Genomic DNA, 3,635 nt, shown 5'->3' with positions numbered 1-3,635 from the left:
ACCAAAAATATTTCAAGTATCAGGTTTTAATTGTTTACCTTTTCAAGTATTTATAAATCACGTTTTTCCAATTAACTTTAATCCTATATAAGTTTTTAAAATATGATTAATTTCTTCACTTTCACCTTCAATTAATAATTTTCAATTACTATTTTCTGGTGGTTGTTGTGGGGCTCAATGTTTTATTTTATTAAAATCTTCATTTTTTTTAGTATTTTTAGTTTTATTACAACCCATTAAATTGCTACTTCCGCTAGTAATTAAACTAATTCCCCCTATTATGCTTAGTAATTTTTTCATTTTCCTATTCTTCGTCAATTATAAAATAACTGCCTACAGTATTTGTAATAATTTTTCAACCATGATTAGGATTAGATAAAAAATGATTATTTATTTCTTGAAAATGATTGTAAATAATATTAATTAAAGTATTAATATCTTCATCATTAATTGATCCGCCCCAACCACTATGATCTTCTTTATGAAAATTAGTAATTTCTGATTTGATTTTATTTTTAAATTCTTGATAATTATTTGAATTTTCTTGATAAATTTGTTTAATTTTATTTCATTCATTGATATTAATATCTAATTTTAGTTGATCATGAGCTAAAAATTTATAGTATTTTTCAATTTCATTATATTGATTATGTGATTCATGTTTAACTATTGTATGATCAGAATTAATTCATCAAAGAATAGCAGTTCCTGCAATTACTAATCCCCCAATTACTAATGATAAACCTAAAGTTTCGGGAGCTAATGCTGCCGCAGTAACAGCTTCTGTTCCAATAACTGCCCCTTCTGTAGCAACAACCGCCGTTCCTTCGGTAACTGATAAAGTTTCAGCTGCTGTTAAACCTCCTTCTGATAATAGTGGTGTCATTTCCATTGCTTCTGCACCCACAGTGCTAGTGGTAGCGGTGCTAGAAAGAGTTATTTTTGTTCCAACTACACTAATTCCAGCGCCAATCGCCGATGTACCGATTGTTTTTAATTTATCTTTAAAAAATTTTTTATTATTTTCAGATAAGTTTTGATAATGTTGATTAATTTCATTTAATTTTTGTTGTTTTTGTTCTTTTGAAAGTGAATTATAGTTTTTAACTATTTTATTTTCATTGTTAATTAGATAAATTGTTAAATTTTCATCATTTTTTAAACTATTTTGTTCTATTTCTTGATTTAAAAAATGATATTCATTATTTTGTAGTTGTAATGGGTTTAAATTAATATAGTCTAATTGTGATTGACCTCCACCTCTAATATTATTATTAGTGCTTGTATTAGTATTTGTTTCAGCTCTATTTATATTTTGATTTTCTAAACCAAAATTATAATGATTTCCATTAACATGAAATATATTTATTGTATTACTTGAATTTTGATTAAATGGTTGATAGGGGTAGAGGCTATTATTATTTACACTAATATTAGAATTTAAAAAGTTACTAATTCCTAATATTTCTATTTCCCCACCCCATGCAGTAGTATTTCTCATTTCTTCTAAATATTCATTAACATCAATTATATTTTCACTAATCTGAATCGCATTTCGAAATGTTTCAATCTGATTTATTCTAGAATTTATTTGTTGTGTAGAATTATCTAAATTATCTATTATATAATTAACAACTCTATTACGAAAGACATTTGTAACTAATCTAATTGATGTTTCGTCATTATATCATAATTGATTATTGCTATGATTTTCTAAATTAAATTGTTGTAATAAATTTTGAATATGTGATAAATTTATTAATTTTTCTTCACCAAATAATTGAATAAATCTTGTTCTGAATTCCTCATTATTATTTCTGAATGGCAATAAATAAGCCGTTGCTACGGATCAAAATAAACAACTACCATCTGCAGGAACATCATATTGATTTATATTATTTAATAAAAATTTAATACCATCATTAATTTTATTTTGAAATGAATAATCAAAGTCACGTTCTTTATTATCTAAATTATTAGGTGTATCTGTTTTAGAATTTTTATTTTTAGTTGTAATATTATTTTTTTTATCACTTGTCATTAAAGAAAATATTTCTTTTAATGAATCAAAAATTAAAATTGAGCTTCAAATTGTCGGAAAGTAATAAAAGGTAATATATTTACTAATTCTAGTTATGAATGTAAATAATGATGAATTTATTTTTTTATCATAATCAGGATTTGTGATTTTTCAAATTTCACCTCTAATTTCATTAATGTCGTTTCTAAGATTATTAATATTTTCTTTTAAATTTTTTACTTCTTGTTCTATGGTGTTATTTAATTCATGTATTTGAAATCTATTATCAATTGTTTCTAAAATATGATTTAAACTTAATAAATTATTATTAATTTGAGTTAATAACTCTCCTGTTCAAGTTCTTTCTAAAGCTTGTCCTCTTTCGTCCTGTCCATATTTAGGAACATCTTCTATTATTTGGCGAATTTTTTCGTTTTTTCATTGATTAAAATTTGAATTTCATTGTTGAAATAAGTTAGCATTTTCAATTTGATTTGAAATTTCTTGTATTTTTATTCTTGTAATAAAAACTAGTTTAGGTTTTAAAAAAATTTTAGGGTATCTGTCACTTTTATTTTCAATTTTAAATTTTATTTGAGCAGAGGCTCTTTTTTTTAGTTGTGAGTAGTCTTCTTTTTTAATTATTTCTAATTGAGAAATATCTAAATTTCGATTTTGTGTTCGAAGAGAATCAAGGATTGTTTTATTTTCATTATCATCAATTATGCCTAAATCTATTAAATATTTATTAAAATCTTTAAAATCACTTTTTAAATTATTAATTTTATAATTATCATTATAATTATTTCAATCATAGCGATTTTCATATTCATCATAATTATTTTCAATATTTGCGGAAATATAATTGTGGTATCATTCAAAAGTTCGCTCTATATATTTTATTTCCATTCAACGAGTATTGTCTGGAGTTGATTCTCAAGAATAAAAATTAAATAAAATTCGTATTCTTTTGGTTTTATTACTTTTTTCTCATTCATTATTTATATTATTTCAATTGTTATATATCATTTCACCTAAATAATTTGAACTTCAATGATGCATAAGAATGCGTTTTCCATCATTATTTTTATATTCCGAATAACTCATATCAAAAAAATCTTTAAATTCTTTTTTTATTTTTTTTTCAATTATCTTCGAAAATTCTTCCTCATAATAATTATTATATAAATTAATAATTTCTCGCCAAAAAATAGGAGTTAATTTTATAAAATAGCACTTATGATTTCTTCCTCATAATAAACCTTCTTCTGTTATTTCTCCAATTTCATTTTCTGTATCAATAGAAGGTTCTAATTTATCATTGTTATTTTGTCTTTTTACTCTAATTATCTTTTTTAAATTATTTGTTTTTTTATTTTGATAAGGACTGGCGGCGATTATTGTTGGTACAGCACTTCCGCTAATTGTTAATACACTTAATAAACTTAAAAGTTTTTTCATAACTTTTATTTTCCTTTCTTCCTTGAAATTTTTTATCAATTTCTATTGATAATTATATATATATATATATATATATACAAGCACTTTTAAATACATTTTAGGAAAATGGGAAAATTTGAATGATTATTATCGGAATTATGATTGTAATAACAAG

At 23.1% G+C, this 3,635-nt stretch carries 2 protein-coding genes; both read right to left on the bottom strand.

The features are described from left to right. On the bottom strand, positions 1-300 hold a 300-nt coding region (locus D9R21_RS05020; protein WP_158613904.1), incomplete at its 3' end, for a lipoprotein. 4 nt (positions 301-304) lie between these two features. Next, positions 305-3,481 carry an OTU domain-containing protein gene (locus D9R21_RS05015; RefSeq protein WP_126821351.1) on the bottom strand — a complete coding sequence of 1,059 codons (3,177 nt, stop codon included), beginning with the start codon at positions 3,479-3,481 and terminating at the stop codon, positions 305-307. Positions 3,482-3,635 lie beyond the last annotated feature (154 nt).

It is taken from the genome of Spiroplasma endosymbiont of Megaselia nigra (assembly GCF_003987485.1).
Taxonomy (GTDB): Bacteria; Bacillota_I; Bacilli_A; order Mycoplasmatales; family Mycoplasmataceae; genus Spiroplasma.
This window is presented reverse-complemented; position numbering and strand designations above follow the sequence as displayed.